Origin of the sequence: Azospirillum sp. TSO5 (genome assembly GCF_003116065.1) — a bacterium.
Taxonomy (GTDB): domain Bacteria; phylum Pseudomonadota; class Alphaproteobacteria; order Azospirillales; family Azospirillaceae; genus Azospirillum.
This window is the reverse complement of record NZ_LGQY01000065.1, coordinates 17,656-38,456: the sequence shown is the minus strand read 5'-3', so window position 1 is coordinate 38,456 and position 20,801 is coordinate 17,656. Positions and strand designations below refer to the sequence as shown.

General features: G+C 65.6%; 20 protein-coding genes and 1 riboswitch. Of the genes, 13 read left to right on the top strand and 7 right to left on the bottom strand.

Annotated elements, in window-relative coordinates:
* The first annotated feature begins 28 nt into the window (after nt 1-28).
* The 3 genes from TSO5_RS18155 to TSO5_RS18145 all read left to right on the top strand — a co-directional run bounded on the left by TSO5_RS18155 (nt 29) and on the right by TSO5_RS18145 (nt 3,396).
* Nucleotides 29-778, top strand: a complete 750-nt coding sequence (locus TSO5_RS18155; protein ID WP_109152880.1) for an arginyltransferase — start codon at nt 29-31, stop codon at nt 776-778.
* A 585-nt stretch (nt 779-1,363) separates the two neighbouring features.
* A complete protein-coding gene (locus TSO5_RS18150; RefSeq protein ID WP_247870813.1) occupies nt 1,364-1,864 on the top strand; it encodes a TRAP transporter small permease subunit in 501 nt (166 codons plus the stop codon).
* Between the two features lie 20 nt (nt 1,865-1,884).
* On the top strand, nt 1,885-3,396 hold the full coding sequence (locus tag TSO5_RS18145) for a TRAP transporter large permease subunit (RefSeq protein WP_109152867.1): 1,512 nt from the start codon (nt 1,885-1,887) through the stop codon (nt 3,394-3,396).
* Nucleotides 3,397-3,483: 87 nt separating this feature from the next.
* Here the strand turns inward: TSO5_RS18145 and TSO5_RS18140 are convergent, their stop codons facing one another.
* The 4 genes from TSO5_RS18140 to metC all read right to left on the bottom strand — a co-directional run bounded on the left by TSO5_RS18140 (nt 3,484) and on the right by metC (nt 6,991).
* Nucleotides 3,484-3,981 (bottom strand): PRC-barrel domain-containing protein, encoded by a 498-nt coding sequence (locus TSO5_RS18140; RefSeq protein WP_247870812.1) that lies wholly within the window; start codon nt 3,979-3,981, stop codon nt 3,484-3,486.
* Nucleotides 3,982-4,105: 124 nt separating this feature from the next.
* A complete protein-coding gene (locus tag TSO5_RS18135) occupies nt 4,106-4,789 on the bottom strand; it encodes a calcium-binding protein (RefSeq protein ID WP_109152866.1) in 684 nt (227 codons plus the stop codon).
* Nucleotides 4,790-5,348: 559 nt separating this feature from the next.
* Nucleotides 5,349-5,783 carry a phosphoribosyl-AMP cyclohydrolase gene (gene hisI / locus TSO5_RS18130; protein ID WP_109152865.1) on the bottom strand — a complete coding sequence of 145 codons (435 nt, stop codon included), beginning with the start codon at nt 5,781-5,783 and terminating at the stop codon, nt 5,349-5,351.
* Nucleotides 5,784-5,812: 29 nt separating this feature from the next.
* Entirely contained in the window at nt 5,813-6,991 is a 1,179-nt protein-coding gene (gene metC, locus TSO5_RS18125) for a cystathionine beta-lyase (protein WP_109152864.1), read from the bottom strand.
* Between the two features lie 326 nt (nt 6,992-7,317).
* Here metC and TSO5_RS18120 point away from each other — a divergent pair, with 326 nt between their 5' ends.
* From TSO5_RS18120 to TSO5_RS18100, 5 genes are all read left to right on the top strand, one after another.
* A complete protein-coding gene (locus TSO5_RS18120; protein WP_109152863.1) occupies nt 7,318-8,337 on the top strand; it encodes an amino acid ABC transporter substrate-binding protein in 1,020 nt (339 codons plus the stop codon).
* Nucleotides 8,338-8,548: 211 nt separating this feature from the next.
* Nucleotides 8,549-9,748 (top strand): amino acid ABC transporter permease, encoded by a 1,200-nt coding sequence (locus TSO5_RS18115; RefSeq protein ID WP_109152862.1) that lies wholly within the window; start codon nt 8,549-8,551, stop codon nt 9,746-9,748.
* A 5-nt stretch (nt 9,749-9,753) separates the two neighbouring features.
* On the top strand, nt 9,754-10,860 hold the full coding sequence (locus TSO5_RS18110; RefSeq protein ID WP_109152861.1) for an amino acid ABC transporter permease: 1,107 nt from the start codon (nt 9,754-9,756) through the stop codon (nt 10,858-10,860).
* A gap of 30 nt (nt 10,861-10,890) precedes the next feature.
* Entirely contained in the window at nt 10,891-11,676 is a 786-nt protein-coding gene (locus tag TSO5_RS18105) for an amino acid ABC transporter ATP-binding protein (protein ID WP_109152860.1), read from the top strand.
* Nucleotides 11,677-11,838: 162 nt separating this feature from the next.
* Nucleotides 11,839-12,924, top strand: coding sequence for a histidinol-phosphate transaminase (locus TSO5_RS18100; protein WP_109152859.1), 1,086 nt, complete (start codon nt 11,839-11,841; stop codon nt 12,922-12,924).
* Between the two features lie 336 nt (nt 12,925-13,260).
* Here TSO5_RS18100 and TSO5_RS18095 read toward each other — a convergent pair whose 3' ends face one another.
* Both TSO5_RS18095 and ispH read right to left on the bottom strand, forming a co-directional pair.
* A complete protein-coding gene (locus TSO5_RS18095) occupies nt 13,261-13,503 on the bottom strand; it encodes a hypothetical protein (RefSeq protein WP_247870811.1) in 243 nt (80 codons plus the stop codon).
* 84 nt (nt 13,504-13,587) lie between these two features.
* Complete coding sequence (gene ispH / locus TSO5_RS18090; protein ID WP_109152857.1) at nt 13,588-14,565, bottom strand: 4-hydroxy-3-methylbut-2-enyl diphosphate reductase; 978 nt, start codon at nt 14,563-14,565, stop codon at nt 13,588-13,590.
* A gap of 220 nt (nt 14,566-14,785) precedes the next feature.
* Here ispH and TSO5_RS18085 point away from each other — a divergent pair, with 220 nt between their 5' ends.
* The 5 genes from TSO5_RS18085 to gcvPB all read left to right on the top strand — a co-directional run bounded on the left by TSO5_RS18085 (nt 14,786) and on the right by gcvPB (nt 20,380).
* On the top strand, nt 14,786-15,322 hold the full coding sequence (locus TSO5_RS18085) for a lipoprotein (protein WP_109152856.1): 537 nt from the start codon (nt 14,786-14,788) through the stop codon (nt 15,320-15,322).
* 203 nt (nt 15,323-15,525) lie between these two features.
* Nucleotides 15,526-15,641: riboswitch (glycine riboswitch) on the top strand.
* A gap of 171 nt (nt 15,642-15,812) precedes the next feature.
* Entirely contained in the window at nt 15,813-16,925 is a 1,113-nt protein-coding gene (gene gcvT, locus TSO5_RS18080; RefSeq protein WP_109152855.1) for a glycine cleavage system aminomethyltransferase GcvT, read from the top strand.
* A gap of 167 nt (nt 16,926-17,092) precedes the next feature.
* Complete coding sequence (gcvH, locus tag TSO5_RS18075) at nt 17,093-17,467, top strand: glycine cleavage system protein GcvH (protein WP_109152854.1); 375 nt, start codon at nt 17,093-17,095, stop codon at nt 17,465-17,467.
* Nucleotide 17,468: 1 nt separating this feature from the next.
* Nucleotides 17,469-18,812 (top strand): aminomethyl-transferring glycine dehydrogenase subunit GcvPA, encoded by a 1,344-nt coding sequence (gene gcvPA / locus TSO5_RS18070; RefSeq protein ID WP_109152853.1) that lies wholly within the window; start codon nt 17,469-17,471, stop codon nt 18,810-18,812.
* On the top strand, nt 18,809-20,380 hold the full coding sequence (gene gcvPB, locus TSO5_RS18065) for an aminomethyl-transferring glycine dehydrogenase subunit GcvPB (RefSeq protein ID WP_109152852.1): 1,572 nt from the start codon (nt 18,809-18,811) through the stop codon (nt 20,378-20,380). The genes gcvPA and gcvPB overlap by 4 nt, the downstream gene beginning before the upstream one ends.
* 132 nt (nt 20,381-20,512) lie before the next feature.
* Here the strand turns inward: gcvPB and TSO5_RS18060 are convergent, their stop codons facing one another.
* A complete protein-coding gene (locus TSO5_RS18060; protein WP_085089505.1) occupies nt 20,513-20,728 on the bottom strand; it encodes a hypothetical protein in 216 nt (71 codons plus the stop codon).
* Between the last annotated feature and the right edge of the window lie 73 nt (nt 20,729-20,801).

Here is a 20,801-nt window from a genome sequence, read left to right as displayed (position 1 = left end):
CTCACTGTCGTGGTGGTTGTCGGTCAGAATGTCGGTCATCCAGCCGCCGCAGCGTCCATTGCAGCAATTCTTTCGGTCGGGGCCGATGCCCTGCCCCTATCTGCCCGGACGTGTTGAACGCAAGCTGTTCACCCGCCTGATCGGTCCCTTCGCGACCGAGGTGAATTCGACCCTGTCGCGCGCCGGCTTCCGCCGCAGCCACGACATCGTCTATCGCCCGGTCTGCCCCAACTGCCAGGCTTGCGTGCCGGTGCGCGTGCCGGTCGCGGAGTTCGTGCCGACCCGGTCGCAGCGCCGGGTGCTGAAGCTGAACGAAGGTGTGACGCTGGCGGAACGCCCGGCCTACGCCACGTCGGAGCAGTACCGGCTGTTCGCGCTCTACCAGAACTCCCGCCACGGCGATTCCGACATGGCCCGGATGGCGATGGGCGATTTCGCCGCCATGGTGGACGAGGGTAGGGCGGACACCAACCTGCTGGAGGCGCGCGACGAGCGCGGACAGCTGGTCGGCTGCATGCTGACCGACCGGCTGTCGGACGGCTATTCGGCGGTCTACAGCTTCTACGACGCGGCGCAGGACCGCCGCAGCCTGGGCACCTTCATGATCCTGGGCCTGATCGAACGGGCGCGGCTGGCCGGCATGCCCTATGTCTATCTCGGCTATTGGATCGCCCACAGCCGCAAGATGGCCTACAAGGCGAAGTTCCATCCGCTGGAATGCCTGGGCGAGGACGGCTGGCGCCCGGCCGGGATCGCGCAGGATGGAGACGGGGAGTAGAAGCATCGTCGCCGCCCCGTCGACGATGCTTCCTCTTGCAGATGATGCCTGCACTCGGGCGGTACTGATGTTGCTCCCGAACCGCTCGGCTTGTCGGTGCATCGATCTTGCCGGTGCATCGACACTGTCTGCCGGGACAGTTGACGCCCGTATCCCAGGCGTGACCGGTGGCGTTGCGTGCCTTGCCTGCCGGACGTAGCAGCAGAACGCGCTGATCCTTCCATACCTTAACGACGGCAACGATTGCAGCGGTATGGCCGATGCCGGTGATCGCCGTTGATCGATGCCGACTGGCCCAAGCACATGGCGGGTGGTCGCAGACGCTGCGATTTGCGACCCATTCCGCGCTATCCATCTACGGGTTTCTACGTAGCTCCAACGTAGCCCTTGCCGCTGGGGGGCGGGAAAGGAATAGTCCCGTCCAATCATATCTTTTGGTATACCCTCCAATCGAGAGAGGGTTGCGACCTGTCGCGCGTGCGCGGCTGCAACAAAAGCAAAAGGGGACGGCCCAAGCCGCGCCCCCGCAACAGGGAGGTTTCTCCTTTGAGAGGTCTGCTCAGACTAAGTGGGCTGATCGATGCCATGAACGAAGGCATCGGCAAGCTCGCCTACTGGCTCGTGCTGGTCGCCGTCGTCGTCAGCGCCGTCAACGCAGTGGTCCGCTACGGGCTGAACACCAGCTCCAATGCGTGGCTGGAGCTGCAATGGTATCTGTTCTCGGGCGTGTTCCTGCTGTGCGCCGGCTATACCTTCCTGCGCAACGAACACATCCGCATCGACATCGTGCTGGGCCGCTTTTCCAAGCGGGTGCAGGCCTGGGTCGACATCTTCGGCATCATCTTCTTCATGTTCCCGATGACGCTCCTGATCATGGTGCTGTCGTGGCCCATGTTCATGGACAGCTTCGTGACCAATGAGATGTCGAGCGATGCCGGCGGCCTGATCCGCTGGCCCGTGAAGCTTCTGGTCCCGGTCGGCTTCTTCCTGCTCACCGCGCAGGGCGTCTCCGAACTGATCAAGCGCGTCGCCTTTCTCACCGGTCATCGTGACGAGCCGGGCGAGAAGATGCACAGCCATTCCTAAGGACCGGGAGCGCCCCCCAGATGGTCGAGTTCGTAACCGCCAACATGGCGCCGCTGATGTTCGGCGCGCTGGTGTTCTTCCTGTTGATGGGTTTCCCGGTCGCCTTCGCATTGGCCGCGAACGGTCTGGCGTTCGGTCTGATCGGCATCGAGCTGGGTCTGCTGACCCCGGCGCTGCTGCAGGCGCTGCCGGAACGCGTGTTCGGCATCATGCGCAACGACACGCTGCTGGCTATCCCCTTCTTCACCTTCATGGGCTTGATTCTTGAACGATCGGGTATGGCCGAGGATCTGCTCGATACCATCGGGCAGTTGTTCGGTCCGGTCCGCGGCGGTCTGGCCTATGCGGTGATCTTCGTCGGCGCGCTGCTGGCGGCGACGACCGGCGTGGTCGCGGCCTCGGTCATCTCCATGGGCCTGATCTCGCTGCCGATCATGCTGCGCTACGGCTATGACCGCCGTATCGCGTCAGGCGTTATCGCCGCGTCGGGCACGCTGGCCCAGATCATCCCGCCGTCGCTGGTGCTGATCGTTCTGGCCGACCAGCTCGGCCGCTCGGTTGGCGACATGTATGCCGGCGCACTGATCCCCGGTCTCGTGCTGACCGGCCTTTATACCGGTTACATTCTGCTCACCAGCATCATCAAGCCGGAGATGGTGCCGGCCCTGCCGCTGGAAGCCCGCACGCTGCGCGGTTGGAAGCTTCTGCTGCGCGTCATCACTTCGCTGGTGCCGCCGCTGGTGCTGATCTTCCTGGTTCTGGGCACGATCTTCATCGGCATCGCCACTCCGACCGAGGGCGGCGCCATGGGCGCGGCCGGCGCCATCCTGCTGGCCCTCGCCAAGCGGCAGCTGAGCTGGAGCCTGATGCGTCAGGCGATGGACTCCACGGCCAAGCTGTCGTCCTTCGTGGTGTTCATCCTGATCGGTTCGACCGTGTTCGGTCTGGTGTTCCGCGCGGTGAACGGTGACCTGTGGGTGGAGCATCTGCTGATCAGCCTGCCGGGCGGCGAGCTTGGCTTCCTGATCGTCTGCAACATCCTGGTCTTCGTGCTGGCCTTCTTCCTCGATTTCTTCGAGCTGGCCTTCATCATCGTCCCCCTGCTGGGGCCGGTGGCGGACAAGTTGGGCATCGACCTGATCTGGTTCGGCGTGCTGCTGGGCGTCAACATGCAGACCAGCTTCATGCACCCGCCCTTCGGCTTCGCGCTGTTCTTCCTGCGGTCGGTGGCACCGAAGACCGACTATATCGACAAGATCACCGGGAAGAAGATCGCGAAGATCACCACCGGCCAGATCTATTGGGGTGCGGTTCCCTTCGTCTTCATCCAGATCATCATGGTCGCCCTCGTCATCTCCTTCCCGCAGCTGGTCGATGCCGGCCGCGACAAGGGACCGAAGATCAACCTGGACGACGTGAAGATCGAAATCCCGGCCTTCGACAACCAGGAAGTGGCTCCGCCCTTCGGCGCTCCGGCGCAGCCTGAGTCGAACCCGAACGACGACATCATGAAGCAGCTGCAGGGCAAGTGACGCCTGTCGTCACCAAGCCTGGACAAGCAAAAGGGGGCCGGTTCATCCGGCCCCTTTCTTGTTGATGCGTGTTCGTTTGGGAAAGGGTCAGCGTGACTTGGTGGCGCCGGCCCAGTTGGTCGGCGCGGTACCGGAAGAGGAAAGAGCCCCGCCGCTGCCAAGGGAAACCATGCGGTCGCTTCCGGCGATGGGCGGCAGGGCGGCGAATTCCTCCGCCGTCATGCCGGTCAGGATCACGGCCTGACGATTGCGGGCGTAGCGCAGGTTGTCGCTGCCGACCATCACCTTGTGCTCGTTCGGGAAGCGCGGGGCGCCGACGGTGACGATCGCCTGTTCCACCCGGTTTGTCGGCCCGATCACGAGATCGCTGACGTTGCCGAGGATCCGGCGGCCGTCCGGCGTCTGCACGGTCAATCCGACGAGTTCCACCGGTGGCTTGGTCGCCACCTCCGCCGATGGGACGCCGCCCATGTCGGAACTGGCGCAGGCGCCCAATGCCAGAACCGGCAGGGCCAGAACCGGCAGGATTGCCAGAGCCGACAGGCTGGGGAGGGGCATGCGCAGGGAAAGGCGGCGGTGATCCATCGGTCTTGACCCTTTTGCTGACGGCGCGGAACTGTGCGTTCCTAGAACAGCACGAGCATGGCCGGAGGTCCCGCGCGCCGAAGGGGTGACCCCATCGTCGGCGGAAGACCTCCATCGGGACGGGTCAGGTGAAGATGAAGTCGTGGGCGGCACTCAGGCCGATCTGGTCCACCGTCAGCGACGAGCCGTCGGTGAAGGTGAAGACCGAATTCGAGCCGTTGGTCGTCATCGCCATCTCCCACGCGGCGTAGCCGTGGAACTCGATCTGGTCGATCCCCTTCTCGAAATAGTTGATGGTGTCGTGGCCGAAGCCGCCGGTGGCCCGCTCCATCAGGAAACGGTCGACCTGGCCGTCGGTGTAGCTGACCATCAGGTCGTCGCCGGTGCCCGGCTGGAACAGGTCGGCGCCGCCGTCGCGATAGCTGTCGTACAGCGTGTCGTTGCCGGCGCCGCCGATCATGGTGTCGTCGCCGCGCATCCCCTTGACGATGTCGTCGCCGGTGCCGCCGTTCAGCCAGTCGTTGCCGTCGCCGCCGAACAGCTGGTCGTTGCCGGCATCGCCCCACATCGAATCGTTACCGGCCTCGTTGCCACCATAGGGATCGCCGAGCCAGTCGTTGCCGTCGCCGCCATGAAGCTGGTCGTTGCCCAGCCCGCCGATCAGCGAGTCATTGCCACGTTCGCCATACAGCTGATCGTTACCGCCGGCGCCGTTGACGCGGTCGTCGCCATCCAGACCGTCGATCCGGTCGTCATAGGCGGTGCCGGTCATGGCGTCGTTGTTCGAAGTCCCCCAAAACTGGCGCATGGCGTCTCTCCATCAGTGCCGTTAACGTGCTGTTAACGATTAACCAGATGTTAACCATGAGGCCCGGGCGGTCGAAAAGCGATAAAGGGGCAGTACAAAAGGGACAAGGAGAGATGACACAGATAATCGAAGCTTGATTGGATTTATGATCTTTAATGTTTATTTATTCGACGTATTTGTGATCCAAAGCGGGATCTTTCTGTGACGGAACGGAGACTTTGCTCCTCCTATGGGCAGGTCCGGGCCGGCGGAAGGGCACAGGGGCGCCGGCCGAAGGCGATGCGCGGACGGGGAGGGCAGTAGGCCGCAGGCGAAAGCACTGTCGGAACGGATCGTCCGAAAGAGGATCGGCGGCGCAAATGTGCATTCCGCTGTCCACGATTGCGGATCCGGCGGTATGCGCAAAAAATTACCGGGCGTCCAAAGGAGCGCCCGGTGTAGTCATATACAGGGAGGGTTAGAGACAAGAAGCTGTGTATACCTTTCGGCGCGGGTGCCGCTTTGATGTGGATCAAGAAATCCGGCAGCGGCGTCGAACCGCGTCTCCATCGCCTCCCGCTCAGCCGTGGCTGTGCGAATGCCCGCCATAGAGAATGGACGGATCGGTTTCGACCTCCTGGATCGTTTCCAGCTTTCCCGCCCGCCAAGCCCGATAGAAGCAGCTGCGCCGGCCGGTGTGGCAGGCGACGCCGTCCTGCTCGACGATGAGCAGCAGCGTGTCGCCGTCGCAATCCACCCGGAAATCCTTCAGCCGCTGGACCTGCCCGGAGGTCTCGCCCTTGCGCCACAGTCCGCCGCGCGACCGTGACCAATAGCAGACGCGGCCGGTTGACAAGGTCTCCACCACCGCATCGCGGTTCATCCAGGCCATCATCAGGATTTCGCCGTTGCCCTCGGCTTGGGCGATTGCCGGCACCAGCCCGTCGGCGGTGAAGCGGATGGCGGCCAGCACCTCTTCAAAGGGGCCGGCGTCGATCGACGGCGTGTCCGTCATGGCAAATCACTCCTTCACAGGCCCGCCGCTCAGAGGGCGGCGGCCATCCGGCGGAAGCCGGCCTCGAGATCGCGGATCAGGTCGTCGGGGCTTTCCAGACCGGCATGCAGGCGCAGGACCTGTCCCGGATCGGTCCAGCGGGTGGCGGAACGCACTGCCGCCGGCCGCGTCGGCAGGATCAGGCTTTCGAACCCGCCCCAGCTATAGCCCATGCCGAACAGCTCCATGCCGTCCAGCATCGCTGCCAGCGCCTTGCGCGGCACCTGGTTGATGATGATGGAGAACAGGCCGCTCGATCCGGTGAAGTCGCGCTTCCACAGCTCGTGACCGGGGAAATCGGGGCGGGCGGGGTGCAGCACGCGCGTCACCTCCGGCCGGGCGGCCAGCCAGTCGGCGAGCGCCAGTGCGCTTTCCTGATGCTGGCGCATCCGCACCGACAGGGTGCGCAGGCCGCGCAGGCCGAGATAAAGGTCGTCCGGCCCGCCGCAGACGCCGAAGCGGGTGGCGGTCTTCTTCACCGCGGTCCAGCTTTCCTCGTCCCGGCAGGTGACGACGCCCAGCATCGCGTCGGCATGTCCGACCATATATTTGGTCGCGGCATGGATCGACAGGTCGACGCCGTGGTCGAAGGGGCGGAAGAACAGCGGCGTCGCCCAGGTGTTGTCGATCATCACCGTGGCCCCGACTTTTTTGGCCGCGGCGGCGATGGCCGGCACGTCCTGCACCTCGAAGGTCAGCGAGCCCGGCGATTCGAGGAAGACCACGCTGGTGTTCGGCCGCAGCAGTGCCGAGATGCCGGCGCCGATGCAGGGATCGTAGAACTCGACCTCCACCCCATAGGGCGCCAGCGTCTCTTTGGCGAAGCGGCGGGTGGGGCCATAGGCGCTGTCGGTGATCAGCACATGGTCGCCGGCCTTGGTGAAGGCCGACAGCGCGATGGCGATGGCGGCGAGACCCGAGCCGGTGTTCACCGACTTGTAGCCGCCCTCCAGCGCCGCCGCCGCCTCTTCGAAGGCGAAGGTGGTGGGGGTGCCCATGCGGCCGTAATGCACGCCTTCCAGCGTGTTGCGGTCGCTTTCCTCCAGCGCGTCCAGCGTCGGGAACAGCACGGTGGAGCAGTGATAGACTGGCGGGTTGACGATGCCGTGATTGTTCCGCGGATCGCGGCCGGCATGAACGAGAATCGTGTCCTGCGTGACGTCCTTCATCGACTGTCCGTTTGGCTGGTGCGGCGTTCCGGTGCGGCGGAGCCGAACATTGTGTCATTCCGAAGGCCCTGCGGCCAACACCGATTGCGCCGAAGTGCCGTCAGCGGGCGGTATAGTCTGGTATCACCACAAATGCACGGATGATTCGACAAGCGGGATCAAGTTGATACACTCTTGTCCCACGCGCATGGCTGCGTCGCGATCCCCACAGGGGCGGCCCGTCGGGGCTGCCTCAGGCTCCCCGGGGATCACATGGCCGGCGTGGTCGGCGCGTCGTCAGACCGCTCAAATGCGAAGAACGCAAGAACAGGGTGGAGTTAATAATTATGAAGTCAGGGCTTCTCGCCGCCGCCGCGGCGGCTGTGGTCATTACCGCCAGCGCCGCCGCCGGTGCTGCCACGCTGGACACCATCAAGCAGCGCGGCTTCGTGCAGTGCGGCGTCAATGCCGGCCTGCCGGGTTTCGGCAACCCCGATAGCGCCGGCAACTGGACCGGCCTCGACGTCGATTACTGCCGTGCCGTCGCCGTCGCCATCTTCAACGACCCGAACAAGGTCAAGTTCACCCCGCTGTCGGCGCAGCAGCGCTTCCCGGCTATCCAGTCGGGCGAAGTCGACCTGCTGTCGCGCAACACCACCGCCACGCTGACCCGCGACACCTCGGTCGGCCTGAACTTCGCCCCCGTCACCTATTATGACGGCCAGGGCTTCATGGTTCCGAAGAAGCTGGGCGTGAAGAGCGCCAAGGAACTGAACGGCGCCACCGTCTGCGTCCAGGCCGGCACCACCACCGAACTGAACCTCGCCGACTATTTCCGCGCCAACAACATGACCTACAATCCGGTCGTCATCGAGTCGAACGACGAGGTGAACGCCGCCTACTTCGCCGGCCGCTGCGACGTGCTGACGACCGACGTGTCCGGTCTGGCCGGCACCCGCGCCGGTGTCGCGCCGGTTCCGGAAGACCATGTCATCCTGCCGGAAGTCATCTCCAAGGAGCCGCTGGCCCCGGCCGTGCGCCATGGCGACGACCAGTGGTTCGACATCGTGAAGTGGACGGTCTACGCCACCATCCAGGCGGAAGAGTTCGGCATCAACTCCAAGAACATCGACGAGTTCGCCAACTCCAAGAACCCGGACGTCCAGCGCTTCCTCGGCACCTCGCCGGGCATGGGCAAGGCTCTGGGCCTGGACGAGAAGTGGGCCTACAACGTCGTGAAGAAGGTCGGCAACTACGGCGAGATCTTCGACCGCAACGTCGGCCCGGGCACCCCGCTGAAGCTGGAGCGCGGCCTGAACGCGCTGTGGACCAAGGGCGGCCTGATGTACGCGCAGCCGTTCCGGTAAGGCAGACCACCGTTTGAAGGCCGCCCGTCGGGAACCTGCCGGGGGCGGCCTTCCGGTAGAAGGAGCGGTCGCGAAGGGCGTCAGCGAAACGCCCGCGCAACTGGCCGCATTGGGAGACATGTCGCATCCCCTACGGTGTGGAAATTGCCCGGAAAACGTCCGGGACCGCGTGGGCACCGTATGGGGCGCGATGGTTGGGGGAGAGTAGTCCGTGGCGACCGAGACCCGGACCACCCAAGGCGCTCCGCCGCCGGGTGGCGTATCCATTTCCCTCAGCGACCCGACGTTCCGCGCCATCGTCTACCAGATCCTGGTGGTCGGCGCGGTCGTTCTGGTCGGCTGGTTCCTTATTTCCAACACGCTCGACAACCTCGCGCGGCGCTCGATCGCGACCGGTTACGATTTCCTGGGGCGTGAAGCGGCCTTCGGCATCGGCGAGTCGCTGATCGACTATTCGCCGAAGGATACCTATGGCCGGGCCTTCCTGGTCGGCGTGCTGAACACGTTGAAGGTGTCGGTCATCGGCATCATCCTGGCGACGATCATCGGCACGGTCATCGGCGTCGCCCGGCTGTCCAGCAACTGGCTGATCGCCAAGCTGGCCTCGACCTATGTCGAGATCGTGCGCAACATCCCGCCGCTGCTGCAGCTGTTCTTCTGGTACGCGCTGGTGTCGGACGGCCTGCCGGCGGTACGCCAGGCGCTGAATCCGTTGCCGGGCGTGTTCCTGTCGCAGCGCGGCCTGCGCATTCCCGTCCCGGTCGCCGATCCGGTGTGGACCAACATGGGCATCGCCCTGCTGGTCGGCATCGCCGCCGCCTGGAGCGTGTCGCGCTGGGCCAAGGCGCGGCAGGCGCGCACCGGACAGCCCTTCCCCGCGGGCTGGGCCGGGCTGGGTCTGATCCTCGGCCTGCCGATCCTGACCTGGATCGCCGGCGGGGCGCCGATGGCGCTCGACATGCCGAAGCTTGCTGGATTCAACTTCTCCGGCGGCGTCGCGATCTCGCCCGAGTTCTTCGCCATCCTGATCGGCCTCACGCTCTACACCGCGGCCTTCATCGCCGAGGTGGTGCGCAGTGGCATCAAGGCGGTCAACTGGGGCCAGACCGAAGCGGCGCGCGCGCTCGGCCTGCCGAGCGGTCCGACGCTGCGCCTTGTGATCCTGCCGCAGGCGCTGCGGGTGATCGTGCCGCCGCTGACCAGCCAGTATCTGAACCTGATGAAGAACAGTTCGCTGGCGCTGGCCATCGGCTACCCCGATCTGGTGTCGATCGCCAACACGACCCTGAACCAGACCGGTCAGGCGATCGAAGGCGTGACGATGATCATGGGCACCTATCTGGTCATCAGCCTCAGCATCTCGATCTTCATGAACTGGTACAACAAGCGCATCGCGCTGGTGGAGCGGTAACGGCCATGACCGACAACGTGCAAAGCGTCGGCCTGCCGGACGAGCGTCCGCCGGCCAACACCGTCGGCCCCATCGCGTGGCTGCGGAGCAACCTGTTCAACACCTGGTACAACGCCATCCTGACCATTCTGGTCCTGGCGCTGCTGGTTTCGGCGATCCCGCCCTTTGTCGGATGGCTGCTGGTCAACGCGCATGGCTTCGATTCGAACTCCACGGTCTGCCGGCAGGATGCCGGCGGCGCCTGCTGGGGCTTCATCGGCGAGAAGCTGCGCTTCATCATGTTCGGCATGTTCCCGTGGGATGAGCAGTGGCGTCCGCTGCTGACCATCGGCGTGTTCATCGCGCTGCTGGTCGCCAGCTGCGACCGCCGCTTCTGGAAGCCTTGGTTCGGGCTGGTCTGGGCCGCCGGGCTGACGGTGGTGGCGATCCTGATGTGGGGCGGCGTCTTCGGCCTGACCTATGTCGAGAACACGCTGTGGGGCGGCCTGCCGCTGACCATCATCCTGTCGGTGGTCGGTCTGGCCGTCGCCTTTCCGGTGTCGATCCTGCTGGCTCTGGGCCGGCGGTCGAACATGCCGGCGGTGAAGGTGCTGTGCGTCACCTACATCGAACTGATCCGCGGCGTGCCGCTGATCAGCCTGCTGTTCATGGCGTCGGTGATGCTGCCGCTGTTCCTGCCGAACGGCGTTTCCGTCGACAAGCTGCTGCGTGCGCAGATCGCCTTCATCATGTTCGCCGCCGCCTATATGGCGGAAGCGATCCGCGGCGGCCTGCAGGCGATCCCGAAGGGGCAGTACGAGGCGGCGGACGGGCTGGGGCTCGGCTATTGGCAGAAGATGCGCAAGATCATCCTGCCGCAGGCGCTGGCCATCGCCATCCCGCCGCTGGTGAACACCTTCATCAGCTTCTTCAAGGACACCTCGCTCGTCATCATCATCGGCCTGTACGACCTGCTCGGCACCGCGAAGGCCGCGCTGTCCGACCCGTCCTGGCGCGGTTTCTACCGCGAGGCCTATCTGTTCATCGGCGTGATCTACTGGATCTTCTGCTTCAGCATGTCGAAATACAGCCAGAAGCTGGAACGCGACCTGAACCGCGGCCATCGCCGCTAGATCAACGCCGTCAAGGGAGAAGCAAGACCCATGTCCCAGGCCATGTCCCAGGGCACCAAGCCGAAGCACACCCTCAGCGGCGAGGAGATCATCCGCTGCACGGGCGTCAACAAGTGGTACGGCGAGTTCCACGTCCTGAAGAACATCAACCTCAACGTACAGAAGGGCGAGCGTATCGTCGTCTGCGGCCCGTCGGGGTCGGGCAAATCGACGATGATCCGCTGCCTGAACCGGCTTGAGGAGCATCAGAAGGGCACGATCGTCATCGACGGGATCGAGCTGACCAACAACCTGAAGAACATCGAGCTGGTTCGCCGCGAAGTCGGCATGGTGTTCCAGCACTTCAACCTGTTCCCGCATCTGACCGTGCTGGAGAACTGCACGCTCGCCCCGATCTGGGTCCGCAAGATGCCGAAGGCGGAGGCGGAAGAGCGGGCGATGAGCTACCTGACGCGGGTGCGCATCGCCGAACAGGCCAAGAAGTATCCCGGCCAGCTGTCGGGCGGTCAGCAGCAGCGCGTCGCCATCGCGCGGTCGCTGTGCATGAGCCCGAAGGTGATGCTGTTCGACGAGCCGACCTCCGCGCTTGACCCCGAAATGGTCAAGGAGGTGCTGGACGTCATGATCGGGCTGGCCGAGGACGGCATGACCATGCTGTGCGTGACGCACGAGATGGGCTTCGCCAAGTCGGTCGCCGACCGCGTCATCTTCATGGACCGCGGCGAGATCGTGGAGCAGGACACGCCGGACGCGTTCTTCTCCAACCCCAAGTCGGAGCGCACGCGCCTCTTCCTCAGCCAAATTCTAAACCACTGATCCGGGCAGCAGGCCGGCGCTTCCGTCCGGCCTGCTATTTGGAAATAAAACACCTCGAGTTGGGGTGCGCGACGCAATGTCCTGTGGCGTCGCGCACCAGTTTGCGGTTCAATCGGTCGCCCGACGTGCTGTTCGACCGATCCGCTTACGGAGACCGAGGTTATGGACCTGCTTAGCCCCCGTCCCAGCGTTGGCCAGATCAAGCCGTACCGTCCCGCTCGCCCGCCTCGCGACGGCCGCCGGTGGATCGACCTGTCGCTGACCCACAATCCGCTCGGACCCAGCCCGCTGGCGCTGGACGCCTATTGCGAAGCGGCCACGCGCATCCATTGCTATCCCGACTGGGATCAGGAGCCGCTGCGCCACGCCATCGCGCGCCGTCATTCCATCGACGCCGACCGCATCGTCTGCACCGCCGGGTCGGAGGAACTGATCCATCTGGTCGCCCAGGCCTTCGCCGGTCCCGGTGACGAGGTTCTGTGCCACGAGCGGGGCTATCGCGGATTCCTCAAGGCGATCCGCGCCGCCGGGGCAACCGCAGTCGTGGCCGCGGAGCGCGACATGGTGGTGGATGTGGAGGCGATGATCGACCGCGCCAGCGAGCGCACGAAGATCTGTTTCCTCGCCAACCCCAACAACCCGACCGGCACCTACATTCCGGCCGAGGCGGTGCAGCGACTGCGCGCCGGTTTGCCGTCCACCACACTGCTGGTGCTGGATTCGGCCTATGCCGATTATTGCCGGATGCCGGACTACAGCGATGGCACGGAGATCGTCGAGAATTCGGACAATGTCCTGCTGATCCGCACATTCTCCAAGATGCACGGGCTGGCGGGTTTGCGGGTCGGCTGGGGTTATGGTCCCGCCACGGTGATCGAGGCGGTGAACGCCATCCGCGGCGCCTTCAACGTCTCGCTGCCCGCCCAACTGACCGCCGCCGCCGCTCTCAGCGATGCGGAGCATGAGGAGGCGACCTTCGCCCACAATGCGCGGTGGCTGCCCTGGCTGTCGCGCGAGTTGGAGCGGGTGGGGCTGCGCGTCTATCCCAGCGTCTGCAACTTCGTGCTGGCCCGCGTGCCGACCGATCCGTCGCTCGGCACCCAGGCGGTCATCGACCATCTCGCCCGCCGTGGCATCCTGGTGAAGCCGGTGACCGAGTATGGTCTGTCCGATTGCCTGCGCATCACCATCGGTCGCGAGGAGGAGAACAAGGCGCTGGTGGTGGCTCTGGCGGAGATTCTCGGTTGATCAGGCCGGCCGGAGGCTGCGACGGAACGACGCGAACAGAACGCACGGATTTTCGCCTCTTTTGATGCAGATCAACGAACGGTCTATGCGTTTCCGGATAAGGTCCTTCTTGTCTCTAACCCTCCCTGTATCACTGAGCCGGAGCATCCGCATGGATGTCTCCGGCTTTTTCTTTTCGGCCGGGGGGTGACGGAAAGTGCCTGTCCGTTGACCTGCATCAAGGCGGGAGGGGGTGGATGGGCGTAGACCTTTGACTGTCTCTAACCCTCCCTGTTTCACAGGAGGCCCCGGTTCCGGTGCCTCCTGTTTTTTTGTCCGCGTTTTGGACGGCAACGCCTACGAGGGCGGGCGTGTGCGATTCCAGCGCAGGACCAGCCCGACCACCGACAGCGGCACCACGATGACGGCGCCGATCAGGATGTAGGGCAGGGCCCAGCGGCCGGCGTCGATCATCAGTGCGGCGATGTCCTGCACCGTCTGCCAGCTGTTCGTCAGGATGCTGGCCGGATCGATGTGCAGGAACGACAGCACGAAGCCGACGACGAAGCACAGCACCAGCGTCCGAATGATCCAACCCACCAAGGCTTCACCTCACGCTCGTCACGGCGGAGCATGCGCTCCGCCTGAAGCAACGCGCCGCCCCGCGACCGGGTTCCGGCGCCGTCAAACGGCCTCCCGCTCCACCGATAACGCCCGCGGCAGCTTGAAGACGATGTTCTCCGTCGCCGTGCGCAACTCCTCCACCGTCACGTCGAAACGGGCGCGGGCGGCCTCGATGACCTCCTCCACCAGCACTTCCGGCGCCGATGCACCGGCGGTGATGCCGAGGCGGGCGACGCCGGACAGCGCGTTCCAATCGATGTCGTCGGCGCGCTGGACCAGTTGGGCGGCCGGGCAGCCATGGGTCTTCGCCACCTCCACCAGCCGCTTGGAGTTGGAGGAGTTCGGCGCCCCCAGCACCAGCAGCGCGTCCACCTTCGGCGCGATGGCCTTCACCGCCGCCTGACGGTTGGTGGTGGCGTAGCAGATGTCTTCCTTCTTCGGTCCGGCGATGGCGGGGAAACGGGCCTGGAGCGCGGCCAGAATCTCCGTCGTCTCATCGACCGACAGGGTCGTCTGGGTGGCGTAGGCGAGGTTTTCCGGGTCGCGGACCTCCAGCGTCGCCACGTCGGCCACCGTCTCCACCAGCACCACGGCGCCGTCGGGCAGCTGGCCCATGGTGCCGATCACCTCCGGGTGGCCGGCATGGCCGATCAGGACGATCTGCTTGCCTTCGTCGAAATGCCGTTCGGCCTCGCGATGCACCTTGCTGACCAGCGGGCAGGTGGCGTCGAGATAGAACAGCCCGCGCGCCTCGGCCGCCTGCGGCACCGATTTCGGCACGCCATGGGCGGAGAAGACCACCGGGCGGCCGTCCGGCACCTCGGTCAGTTCGTCGACGAAGACGGCGCCCTTGGCTTCCAGGCTTTCGACCACGAAGCGGTTATGGACGATCTCGTGCCGGACATAGACCGGCGCCCCATAGCGGTCGAGCGCCGTCTCGACGATCTGGATCGCCCGGTCCACCCCGGCGCAGAAGCCGCGCGGCGCCGCCAGCAGGATCGTCAAGGCCCGGGTGGCCTGGGGAGAGGTCGTGGTCATATGCGCTGTACCGCCCTTGCGTGGAGTGGGTCGCCCTTAGGTGGTCCTGCGCCAGACGGTCACAAGGGATAGAACCGCCGCGCGGTCTTGTGCCGGTCAAGCTGGGACACTAAAGTCGCGGTCCAACAGCCCGTCAACCGATCAGGCCTAACCGATGGACCGCCGCGACCGTAATATAGGAACCCCCGCCCGGAAAAGCCCGCTGGCGTCCCTCTTTGGGATGGGCCGCCCTGCGCTGCTCGCGGCCGGGGCCGTGCTGGTGCTTTCCGGCTGCTCCGGCATGGGGCTCGGGCCGACGAATCCGTCGGAGGCGGCGCTGGCCTGCCCGAAGGTCAACATCGTCCGCGACCTGCAGGAAGTGACGGTCTTCCGTCCCGGCGGCAAGGATCTGACCGATCTGGAGTCGCGCGCCGCCCTGGTCGATTTCACCGGCAACTGCGACTACACCAGCAGCGGCGTCACGGTGAACGTGAACGTCTATCTGGTGGCCGAGCGCGGCCCGGCCCTTCAGGGCAACACCGCCAAGTACCAGTATTTCGTAGCATTGGCCCAGCCGGACGACACGCTGGTGTCGAAGGCCTATTTCGACACCGACGTGACCTTCGTCCCCGGCCAGCCGCGCGCCGGCACCCGCGAGGAGCTGACCCCGAAGATCCCGCTGCCCAAGGACGCCAACGCCAAGGACTGGAAGATCTATCTCGGCTTCCAACTGACGCCGGAGCAGCTGAACTTCAATCGGACGCAGATGAAGAAGTAAGGTCGCTGTTGATCGGTGCCTGATCGTTGCCCTTTTTGCCGTCATTCCCGCGAAGGCGGGAATCCAGCCGCATCAAACGCTTGACCTGGAAGCCTGGATCCCCGCCTTCGCGGGGATGACGGCCGACGAGAGCGCGGGCTTGGCACCGGATCCGCTGATTGACAAACCTGTCTAATCGCGACAGTGTGCCGCCATCACGCCGATGATCCCTCGCGGGAGAGATCGCTTTTGAGCTTGTCGTAAATCGACAGGTTCTCAGGCGGCGCCGAAGGAGCAACCGCCCCCGGAAACTCTCAGGCAAAAGGACCGCAAGGGGATAAGGCAACTCTGGAAAGCAGCCTCGGCGCCCAGTCGCCGCGACTCACCGAAGGAGTAAACCGGGTGTCCGGCTCGACCGGACGGCGGTGAATCTCTCAGGTCCAAGACAGAGGGGGCAGCTTCCTGCATCGATCCCGATGCGGGCGCTGAAACCTTGTCGGAGGACCCGCGCGTGACCGAGGCCGCAACCGCTCTCAAGACCACTCCGCTGCACGCGCTCCATGTCGAGCTTGGCGCCCGCATGGTGCCTTTCGCCGGCTATGACATGCCGGTGCAGTATCCACTGGGCATCCTGAAGGAGCACCAGCACACCCGCGAAAAGGCCGGGCTGTTCGACGTGTCCCACATGGGGCAGGTCCGCCTGACCGGCACCGATCCCGCCGCCGCCCTGGAAACGCTGGTTCCCGGCGACATCAAGGGGCTGGCGCAAGGCCGCATGCGCTATACGCTGTTCCTGAACGAACAGGGCGGCATCCTCGACGACCTGATGGTGACCAATGCCGGCGACCACCTGTTCCTGGTGGTGAATGCCGCCTGCAAGGAGCAGGACGTCGCCCAGCTGCGCGAGAAGCTGGCCGGCAAGGCCGAGGTCGAGCTGCTGGACGATCTGGCGCTGATGGCGCTCCAGGGACCGATGGCGGCCGAGGTGATGGCCCGCTTCGTGCCGGAAGCCGCCACCATGAAGTTCATGAGCTACCTGTCCGCCACCTTCAAGGGCGTGCCGGTGATCCTGACCCGCTCCGGCTACACCGGCGAGGACGGCTACGAGATCTCCTGCGACAAGGGCGATGCCGAGATGATCGCCCGGGCGCTGCTGGGCGAGTCGGAGGTCGAGGCGATCGGGTTGGGCGCCCGCGACTCGCTGCGGCTGGAGGCCGGGCTCTGCCTCTACGGCCACGACATCGACACCACTACGACGCCGGTCGAAGGGGCGCTGGAATGGACGCTGCCGAAGCGCCGCCGCGCCGAGGGTGGCTTCCCCGGTTATGACATCATCCACCGGCAACTGACCGAGGGCGCCACGCGCCGCCGCGTCGGCATCCAGCCGGAAGGCCGCCAGCCGGCCCGCGAGCACACCGAAATCCAGGACGCGAACGGCAATCGCATCGGCGAGGTCACCAGCGGCGGCTTCGGCCCGACCGCTGGCGCGCCGGTCGCCATGGGCTATGTCGACATCGCGAATTCCGCGGTTGGCACGCCGCTGACGCTGATGGTGCGCGGCAAGCCGCTGCCCGCCCGCGTCGCCGCCACGCCTTTCGTGCCGCAACGCTATTACCGGGGCTGACGGAGCAGCACCACTCTCGGCCGTCATCCCCGCGAAGGCGGGGATCCAGGTCCGCTGGAGCGGCTGTTTCGGTAACGCCTGGATCCCCGCCTTCGCGGGGATGACGGTTCCGAGAAGTCTTGAACCACCTGCCAACGAACGATTTTCAGGAACAGGGAACCCTTCCGATGAGCAAGAAATTCACCAAGGACCACGAGTGGGTTCAGGTCGATGGCGATGTCGCCACCGTCGGCGTCACCGACTTCGCGCAGAGCCAGCTGGGCGACGTGGTGTTCGTCGAACTGCCCGAGGCCGGCCGCGTGCTGGAGCAGGGCAAGGAAGCCGCCGTCGTCGAATCGGTGAAGGCCGCCAGCGACGTGTACGCCCCGGTCTCCGGCACCGTGGTGGAAGCCAACCAGGCCCTGGTCGATGACCCGTCGATGGTCAACAGCGCCGCCGAGACTGATGGCTGGTTCTTCAAGGTCCAGTTGAAGGACGCCTCCGAGCTCGATGGCTTGATGGACGAATCGGCCTACAAGGCCTTCGTGGAGGAATCCCACTAACATGCGCTATCTGCCCCTGACCGAGGCCGACCGGCAGTCGATGCTGGAGGCCGTCCGCGCAACATCGGTCGAAGACCTGTTCCGCGATGTTCCAAAGGCGGCCCAACTGGCCGGCCCGATCGGGGGCTTGCCCAACCATATGGGCGAGCTTGAGGTCGAACGGCTGCTTGGCTCGATGGCGGCGAAGAACCTGCCGGCGGGATCGGTGCCGAGCTTCCTCGGCGCTGGCGCCTACCGCCACCATGTGCCGGCCACCGTCGACCATCTGGTCCAGCGCGGCGAGTTCCTGACCGCCTACACGCCGTACCAGCCGGAGGTGAGCCAGGGCACGCTGCAGGTCCTGTTCGAATTCCAGACCCAAGTCGCGCTGCTGACCGGCATGGATGTGGCCAACGCCTCGATGTATGACGGCGCCACCTCCTGCGCCGAGGCGGTGATGATGGCCAACCGCGTCACCCGGCGGAAGAAGGCGATCCTGTCCGGCGGCCTGCACCCGCACTACCGCGACGTGACCACCACCGACGCCCGCTTCATCGGCTTCGAGGCGGTGGCCCTGCCGGCCGCCCCGACTGGTGGCGAGGATCTGCTGGCGCTGGTCGACGACAAGACCTCCTGCGTCGTCGTGCAGAATCCCGACGTGTTCGGCCATGTCCGCGACTACACCGATCTGGCCGCCGCCTGCCAGGCCAAGGGCGCGCTGCTGATCGTCGTGGTGACGGAAGCGCTGTCGCTCGGCCTGCTGACACCGCCGGGCGACATGGGTGCCGACATCGTCGCGGCGGAAGGCCAGTCCTTCGGCAACGCGCTGAACTTCGGCGGCCCCTATGTCGGGCTGTTCGCGGTGAAGGACAAATATGTTCGCCAGATGCCGGGCCGCCTGTGCGGCGAGACGGTGGACGCCGATGGCCGCCGCGGTTTCGTGCTGACGCTCTCCACCCGCGAGCAGCACATCCGCCGCGAGAAGGCGACCTCGAACATCTGCACCAACTCCGGCCTGTGCGCGCTGGCCTTCTCGATCCATGTCAGTCTGCTGGGCGAGGCGGGGATCACGCAGTTGGCCCAGCTGAACCACGCCAAGGCGGTCCAGATGGCCGACAAGCTGGCGGCGGTTCCGGGTGTCGAGGTGCTGAACGACGGCTTCTTCAACGAATTCACCGTGAAGCTGCCGAAGCCAGCCGCCGCGGTGGTCGAGGAACTGGCCAAGCGGCGCATCCTCGGCGGTGTCCCGGTCTCGCGCCTCTATCCGGGCGAGATGGAAGACCTCCTGCTGGTCGCCGTCACCGAAACCAACACCGACTCCGACATGGACGCCTTCGTGGCCGCCTTGACCGAGGTTCTGGCATGAGCATGAACAACCAGGGCCGTCCCTCGGCCATCCCCGCCGGTAGCGCCGGGTTCGACAGCGTGACCGGAACCGTCACCGGCAACCGTGGTCTCCAGATCGAAGAGCCGCTGATCTTCGAACAGGACAGCGCCGGCCGCACCGGCGTCGACCTGCCCGACGTGCCGAAGGTGGCCTCGCGCCTGGGCGCGGTGAAGCCGCGCGCCAAGGTCGGGCTGCCCGGCCTCGCCGAGCCGCAGGTGGTCCGCCACTACACCCGCCTGTCGCAGAAGAACTACGCCATCGACAGCGGCTTCTATCCGCTGGGCTCCTGCACGATGAAGCACAACCCGCGCCTGAACGAGAAGATGGCGCGGCTTCCGGGCTTCTCCGACGTGCACCCGATGCAGCCGGTCAGCACGGTTCAGGGTGCGCTGGAGCTGATGGACCAACTGGCCCATTGGCTGAAGACGCTGACCGGCATGGCCGCCGTGACGCTGGCGCCCGCCGCCGGTGCCCATGGCGAGATGTGCGGCATCATGGCGATCCGCTCGGCGCATGAGGCGAAGGGTGACAGCGGACGCACCAAGATCCTGGTGCCGGAGAGCGCCCACGGCACCAATCCGGCGACCGCCGCCGCCTGCGGCTACAGCGTAGATGCCATCCCGGCGACCGCCGATGGCCGCGTCGATCTGGAGGCGCTGAAGGCCAAGCTCGGTCCCGACGTGGCCGGCCTGATGCTGACCAACCCCAACACCTGCGGCCTGTTCGAACGCGACATCATCGCGATCGCCGAGGCGGTGCATGAGGCGGGCGGCTATTTCTACTGCGATGGCGCAAACTTCAACGCCATCGTCGGGCGGGTGCGTCCGGCCGATCTCGGCATCGACGTCATGCACATCAACCTGCACAAGACCTTCTCCACCCCGCATGGCGGCGGCGGTCCGGGGTCGGGGCCGGTTGTGTTCGCGGAGTCGCTGGCGCCCTTCATCCCGGTGCCCTACGTGACGCATGGCAAGGACGGCTTCGCGCTGGTGGAGAACGCCGGCGACGGCCTGGCCTTCGGCCGCATGAAGGCCTTCCACGGCCAGATGGGCATGTTCGTCCGCGCGCTGTCCTACATGCTGAGCCACGGCGCCGACGGGCTGTGGCAGGCGTCGGGCGACGCGGTGCTGAACGCCAACTATGTCATGGCGCGGCTGGAGGACGTGATGACGGCCTCCTTCGAAGGGCCGTGCATGCACGAGTGCCTGTTCGACGACCGCTTCCTGAAGGGGACGGGGGTCACCACCCTCGACATGGCGAAGGCGCTGATCGACGAGGGCTTCCACCCGATGACCATGTATTTCCCGCTGGTCGTCCACGGTGCCCTGCTCATCGAGCCGACCGAAACGGAAAGCAAGGCCAGCCTCGACCAGTTTGTCGACGCGCTCCGCGCGCTGGCCGAGCGGGCGAAGTCGGGCGATGTCGCCTACTTCCAGGCCGCTCCGCGTCTGACGCCGCGCCGTCGCCTGGATGAGACGGCCGCCGCTCGCAAGCCGGTGCTGCGTTGGACCCCGCCGGTCGTGGCCGAGGCCTTGGCGGCGGAGTAAGCAGTTGCAGCGGTCGCCCCCTCCCTAACCCTCCCCCGCTTTCGCGGGAGAGGGGACTGCCGCCGCACTTTAACAAAGCTCCTACCCCCTCTCCCACCGCAGGTGGGGGAGGGATGGGGAGGGGGCATTCACTCACTTGTCGGTTTTGTCGACGTACTTGTCGGCCTTCTTCTGATCCTCGGCGGCTTCGCGGGACATCTCCTCGCCGATCTTGGGGTCGATGCGCTTGGCTTCCTCGATCAGGTCGCGCGCCTTGCGGGGATCGCCGCCGGCGGCCTTGTCCAGTGCCTGCTCGGCCAGATCGTGGGCCTTCTTGTGTTCCGGGCTGTCTTCGTGGCGGGTGGCCATGGGGCGCTCTCCTGTGTTTTGGGAGTATGGAACCGGACGTTGTCCAACAGGGGGCGACCGTCAGGGTTCCGCT